This is a genomic window from Erythrobacter sp. (genome assembly GCF_023653175.1).
Classification (GTDB): Bacteria; Pseudomonadota; Alphaproteobacteria; order Sphingomonadales; family Sphingomonadaceae; genus Erythrobacter.
Genome location: NZ_JAMNXL010000198.1, coordinates 1 through 6,415, shown reverse-complemented (window position 1 = coordinate 6,415; position 6,415 = coordinate 1). Strand labels below are relative to the sequence as shown.

The 6,415-nt window shown below is 65.1% G+C and carries 5 protein-coding genes and 1 pseudogene; all 6 read right to left on the bottom strand.

Features of this window, described 5'->3' with window-relative positions:
* Window positions 1–1,178 (bottom strand): ribonuclease J (locus NBV68_RS16695; RefSeq protein ID WP_296311960.1); only part of this gene is annotated, 1,178 nt, incomplete at its 3' end.
* 23 nt (window positions 1,179–1,201) lie between these two features.
* Complete coding sequence (locus NBV68_RS16690; RefSeq protein WP_296311964.1) at window positions 1,202–1,996, bottom strand: type III pantothenate kinase; 795 nt, start codon at window positions 1,994–1,996, stop codon at window positions 1,202–1,204.
* A 17-nt stretch (window positions 1,997–2,013) separates the two neighbouring features.
* Complete coding sequence (locus NBV68_RS16685) at window positions 2,014–2,724, bottom strand: biotin--[acetyl-CoA-carboxylase] ligase (RefSeq protein ID WP_296311959.1); 711 nt, start codon at window positions 2,722–2,724, stop codon at window positions 2,014–2,016.
* Complete coding sequence (gene nuoN / locus NBV68_RS16680; protein WP_296311956.1) at window positions 2,721–4,199, bottom strand: NADH-quinone oxidoreductase subunit NuoN; 1,479 nt, start codon at window positions 4,197–4,199, stop codon at window positions 2,721–2,723. Before nuoN ends, NBV68_RS16685 begins: the two co-directional genes overlap by 4 nt.
* Complete coding sequence (locus NBV68_RS16675; RefSeq protein ID WP_296311954.1) at window positions 4,199–5,806, bottom strand: NADH-quinone oxidoreductase subunit M; 1,608 nt, start codon at window positions 5,804–5,806, stop codon at window positions 4,199–4,201. The genes nuoN and NBV68_RS16675 overlap by 1 nt, the downstream gene beginning before the upstream one ends.
* A 14-nt stretch (window positions 5,807–5,820) precedes the next feature.
* Window positions 5,821–6,415: pseudogene (locus tag NBV68_RS16670) on the bottom strand (NADH-quinone oxidoreductase subunit L); the annotation flags it as partial.

Genomic DNA, 6,415 nt, shown 5'->3' with positions numbered 1-6,415 from the left:
TGGACCGGCACAAGGATTTCGGGCTTGAGCCACGAATAGAGCGCCTCGAGTTCCGGCCGGCCCGGGTGGCCCGAGACGTGGATCAGCGCCTGCCGGTCGGTGACCATCTGGATACCGCGCGCGGCCAGCTGATTCTGGATCTTGCCGATGGGAATTTCGTTGCCCGGGATCTGGCGCGAGGAGAACAGCACCACGTCGCCCGCGGTCAGCTCGATCGGATGGTTCATGTCCGCCATCCGGCCCAGGGCCGCGCGCGGTTCGCCCTGCCCGCCGGTCGCAAGGATCAGCACCTGCCCGCGGGGCAAGCCCATCGCGGTCTCGAAATCGACTGGCGTGGGGAAATCCGCGAGATAGCCATTGTCCTGCGCAACCTCGATGATCCGGTCGAGCGAGCGGCCCGCGACGCAGATCTGCCGCCCGGTCTCGCGCGCGACTTCGCCGAGCGTGTGGAGCCGCGCGACATTGCTGGCAAAGGTGGTGACGACGACGCGCTTGCCGCTATGGCGCGCGACTTCCTCCATCAGCGCCTTGTGCACCGCGCCTTCCGACCCCGAGGGGTTGGGGTTGAAGACATTGGTCGAATCGCACACCAGCGCCAGCACGCCCTCGTCGCCGATCTCGCGCAGTTCCTCCTCGGTGGTCGGCTCGCCGATGATCGGATCATCGTCGAGCTTCCAGTCGCCGGTGTGGAAGATGCGCCCGTGCGGGGTGTCGATCAGCAGCGCGTTGCCCTCGGCGATCGAATGCGCGAGCGGCAGGTAAGTGATCGTGAACGGCCCCAATTCGATCTCGCCGTGGTCTTCCTCGATGATGTTGAGTTCGACCTGCCCCAGCAGCCCTGCCTCTTCCAGCTTCCTCGCCACCAGATCGGCAGTAAAGGGCGTCGCATAGAGCGGCACGCCGAGGTCGCCCGCGAAATAGGGCACCGCGCCGATGTGATCCTCGTGCGCGTGGGTCAGGACAATGCCGAGCAGATCCTTGCGCCGTTCCTCGATGAAGTCGAGATCGGCGAAGACCAGCTCCACGCCCGGATATTCGGTCCCCGAGAAGGTCATGCCCAGATCGACCATGATCCACTTGCCCTGACAGCCGTAGAGATTGACGTTCATGCCAATCTCTCCCGAGCCGCCAAGGGCCAGGAACAGGAGTTCGTCTTCGGGGGTGTAATCTTTCTTCACAATGTCTCTTATGTTGCGCGGGCTCAGGCGGTTTCGGCCTGGCGGGCGAGGATGGCGAGGCCATCGAGGGTGAGATCGGCATCGACGTGGTCGAAGATCTCGGTCGCGTCATCGAACAATATGGCGAGCCCACCGGTGGCGACAACCTTTGCGGGGCGGCCGATTTCGCTCTTCATCTTGGCCACGATCCCCTCCATCATCGCGACATAGCCCCAGAAGACGCCGATCAGCATCTGATCCTCGGTGTTGCGCCCGATGACGGAGCGGCTGGCGGGGGCCTTGATTGCGATGCGCGGGAGCTTGGCGGTCTTGCCGACCAGCGCATCAAGGCTAAGGTTGATCCCCGGCGCGATCGATCCGCCCTTGTAGGCCCCGGTGTAATCGACCGCCTCGAACTTGGTCGCGGTACCGAAGTCGACAATGATCAGGTCGCCGCCATATTTGTGGTGTGCGGCAAGGATGTTGAGCGCGCGGTCGGCGCCCAGCGAGGAGGGCTGGTCGACATCGATCTCGAACCGCCACGCGGCCTTCCCCTGCCCGGCAAACAGCGGCGTGATGCCGAAATACTTCTCGCACAGGACGGTGAGGTTGTGATCGGCGCGCGGCACGACCGAGGCGACCATGATCCGGGTGATGGCTTCACGCTCGACACCCTCGATCTTGAGCAGCTGGAGCAGCCAGACGGCATATTCGTCGCCCGTGCGGCGCGGGTCGGTGGCGATGCGCCAGCGCGCGCGGGTGGTGTGGCTGCCGTCCGCATGAAGATCGAACAGCGCGAAGACGACATTGGTGTTCCCGACATCGGCGGCGAGCAGCATCGTGGGCAGTCCTTGGCTCATGAAATATCGCCAGCGCGAATGACACGTTCGCGGCCATCCGCCAAGCGCAGGCGCAAGGCGCCGTCGGATTCCTCGAGCCCGGCGAAGGAGCCCGAGAGCACCGAGCCGTCGGTGTCATGGACGGTAAGCGGCGAACCTTGAGCATGGATCGAGGCGGCGATGAAGGCGTGGAGCGTCGCCGCAAGGCCATAGGTGCGCCACGCGGCAAGGCGCTTGTCGAAGGCGGCAGCGAGGCTGGCGGCGAACTCCTCAAGCGGCGGCGGCGTGGTTACAGCGGCAAGGGCGGCGGTCTTGCGGCCCTCGACCTGCGGCGCGCGGGCCAGATTGACCCCGATGCCGACAATGATGTGCCCGCGCACCATCTCGAGCAGAATGCCGGACAGCTTGCCGCCATCGAGCAGGACATCATTGGGCCATTTGAGCCCGAGAGCTGCGGTGTCTGCCAACCCCACAGCGGCCGCATCGCGCACTGCCAACGCGGCGACGAAGCTCAGCGAGGCGGGCGGCGGACCGCCCTCTCCGAGCACCACCACGGTCGAACCCATGAAGTTGCCCGCCCCGTCGAACCACTCGCGCCCCTGCCGCCCGCGCCCGGCGGTCTGGCGGCGGGCGACCAGCCATTGCCCCTCGGCCCAGCCCTCTCCCGAGCGCAGGCGCGCGGCAAGGTCGGCGTTGGTCGAGCCGGTCTGGTCGACGAGGTCGATCAAACCGCGAGGAACAGCGAGGCGGCGGCCTTGTCGGCCAGATCGGTCAGCGACGGGGTCAGCAGGTACCCCAATGGCGAGATGATCAGCGCGGTCAGGCCGAGCAGGGTCCAATGACTCGCCTCGCTCCTGCCGGTGACGACGCCCACGGGCTCGTCGAAGAACATCACCTTGACGAACTTGATGTAGTAGAAGGCGCCGATCACACTCGTCGCGATGGCGATGGCGCCAAAGGCGACAAGTCCTGCCTCGATGGTCGCCTGAAACACGACAAATTTGGCGTAGAACCCGAGCAATGGGGGGATACCGGCAAGGCTGAACATGAAGATCAGCAGCGCCCAGGCGATTGCGGGTTGCGTGACCGAAAGTCCGCGGATGTCGGTGAAGGTCTCGTAGAGGTTGCCCTCCTCGTCGCGCAGCATCAGCAGGGCGACAAAGCAGCCGATGCTCATGGCGACATAGATGAAGAGGTAAACCAGCATCGCCGAAGCGCCGTCCGCGTTCGCCACGGCGAGGCCCAGCAGGATGAAGCCGATATTGTTGATCGAGGAATAGGCGAGCAGGCGCTTCAGGTTCTCCTGCCCGATCGCTCCCAGCGCGCCGAACACGATCGAGGCGAGTGCCATGAACATCACGATCTGCTGCCAGGCCGCGACCTGACCGCCGAACACCTCGAACACCACGCGCGCGGTGAGAGCAACGGCGGCGACCTTGGGTGCGGTGGCGAAGAAGGCGGTGACCGGCGTGGGCGCGCCTTCATAGACGTCCGGGGTCCACATGTGGAACGGCACGGCGCTGATCTTGAAGGCGAGGCCGGAGAGCACGAAGATCACCCCGAACAGCGCGCCGGTGCCCATCTCGCCGGTCAGCCCTGCGCGCACCGCCGCGAAGGAGGTACCGCCGGTGAAGCCGTAGAGCAGGCTCATGCCGTAAAGCAGGATCCCCGAGGCGAGCGCGCCGAGGACGAAATACTTGAGCCCCGCCTCGCCCGAACGCGTGTCGCGGCGCAGGATCGCAGCGAGGACGTAGGCGGACAGGCTGTTCAGTTCGAGCCCGAGATAGAGGCTCATGAAATCATTGGCCGAGACCATCAGGCTCATGCCGACAGCCGCGAACAGAACCAGCACCGGATATTCGGCGCGCATCCCGCGTTCGATCCCGGCGGAGGGACTTGCGAAGAAGGACGGCGCGATCATCAGCGCGGCGATTGCAGACAGATAGATCAGCGCCTTGGCGAACAGGGCGTAGCTATCGACCTTGAAGAGGCCGCCAAAGGCCAGCGTGGCTGGGCCATCGGTGCCGAAGTGAAGGCCGGGGACGATCAGAATTCCCGCGACGAACAGCGCGGCCGCGGCAGCGATGGCGATCTGGCGCGCGGCCTTGTCCCCGCCCCATGCGGCCAGCAGCAGCAGGACGAGCCCCGTGCCGGTCAGCACCAGTTCGGGCAGGACGAGCGCGAAAGAAGCGGCGAAATCCATCAGTGTGCGCCCTCCTTGGCGCTTTCGGTCGAGCCGCCGGAATGATCCATGCCCTCATGCCCCGTGCCCTCGTCGCCCCCGCCATGGTGGCCGAGCGCATTGGCGGCCTCAGCGCGCGGAGTGCCGGGGGCAAGCCGCGCATCGCTGGCGGGTGCGGCCGCGGCAAGGCGCGCGTCGAGCGTGGCGATGTCCTTGCGCATCGGGGCAAGGAAGCTCTCAGGGTAGACGCCCATCCACAGCACCGCGGCGGCGATGGGTGCCATCATGATCCACTCGCGCGCCGAGATGTCGGGCATGGCGGCGGCGTCCGCGTTGGTCTGCCCGCCGAACGCGACGCGGCGGTAGAGGTAGAGCATATAGGCCGCGCCGAGGATGATCCCGGTGGTCGAAATCAGCGCGACGAGACTCGAGGTCTGGTAGATGCCCGCGAGCGACAGGAACTCGCCGACGAAGCCGCTGGTGCCCGGCAGGCCGATGCTCGCCATGGTGAACAGCAGGAAGAACAGCGCGTAATAGGGCATGTTGATCGCCAGCCCGCCGTAACGCGCGATCTCACGGGTGTGCAACCGGTCGTAGATGACCCCGACACAAAGGAACAACGCCCCCGATACGAGGCCGTGACTGAGCATCACGATCATCGCCCCCTCGAGCCCCTGCACGTTGAAGGCGAAAAGTCCTACAGTCACGATCGCCATGTGCGCGACAGACGAATAGGCGATCAGCTTCTTCATGTCGGCCTGCACCAGCGCCACCAGCGAGGTGTAGACCACCGCGATCATCGACAGCACGAAGACCAGCCATGCGAACTGCGCGGAAGCCTCGGGGAACATCGGCAGGCTGAAACGGATGAAGCCGTAGCCGCCGAGCTTGAGCAGTACGCCCGCCAGGATCACCGAGCCTGCGGTCGGCGCCTGCACGTGGGCGTCAGGCAGCCAGGTATGGAGCGGCCACATCGGCACCTTGACCGCAAAGCTCGCGAAGAAGGCCAGCCACAGCCACGTCTGCGCGCCCGCCGGGAAGCCGTATTCCATCAGCGTCGGGATGTCCGAAGTGCCGGCTTCCGCCACCATCCAGAACATCGCGATCAGCATCAGCACCGAGCCGAGCAGCGTGTAGAGGAAGAACTTGTAGCTCGCGTAAATGCGGTTGTCCCCGCCCCAGACGCCGATGATGAGATACATCGGGATGAGGCCCGCCTCGAAGAAGACGTAGAACAGGAACAGGTCTTGGGCTGCAAAGGTGCCGATCATCAGCACCTCCATGAACAGGAAGGCCGCCATGTATTCGCCAACGCGCTTGGTGACCGATTCCCAGCTCGCCAGGATGCAGATCGGCATCAGGAAGACGCTGAGCATGATCAGCATCAGCGCGATGCCATCGATCCCGAGCTTGTATTCGAAGCCTTCAAACAGGTCGCGGCGCTCAGTGAACTGCCACTGCGGGCCGCCGATGTCGTAATTCGCCCACAGGGCAATGCCGAGCACGAAGGTGACGAGCGTCGCCCCCAGCGCGATCCAGCGTGCAGCGGCCGCGCCCGAGAACAGGCACGCCGCCGCGCCCGCCAGCGGCACGCACATCATCAGCGACAGGATGGGAAGGCCTTCCATTACGAAGCGCGCTCCTAAAGCAGAACGTAGGTGACAGCGCCGACCAGCCCGAGGAGCATGATCAACGCATAGGTGTAGACGTAGCCCGACTGGATCGACTTGGCGGCAAGCGCCGAACGCTGGATCACCGCGGCAATGCCGTTGGGTCCGAGCCGGTCGATCGTGCCGACATCGCCGAGTTGCCAGAAGGCGCGGCCGAAGGCGAAGGCGGGCTTGACGAACAGGACGTCGTAAAGCTCGTCGAAGTACCACTTGCGGTAGACGAAGTTGTGCAGGGCCCCGAAGCTCGCGACAAACTTGCCTGGAATGTCGGGCTTGGCGATGTAGGCAAGGTATGCCCCGGCAAGGCCGATCAGCATCACCGCGGTAGCGGTCAGCTTCACCCACAGCGGCACGCCGTGCATCGCGTGGATCAGGTCTTCATTGTAGAAGATCGACCCGTTCCAGAAGGCCGCGCCGTCGATGAATTCGTGGTGGAACACGAAGCCTGCCAAGACCGCCCCGAGGCTGAGGATGCCGAGCGGCAGCAGCATCGAGGCCGGGCTTTCGTGCGGGTGATAGCCCGCGGTGCCGTCGCTCGAAGCGGCAGGCGCATGGTGATCGTCATGG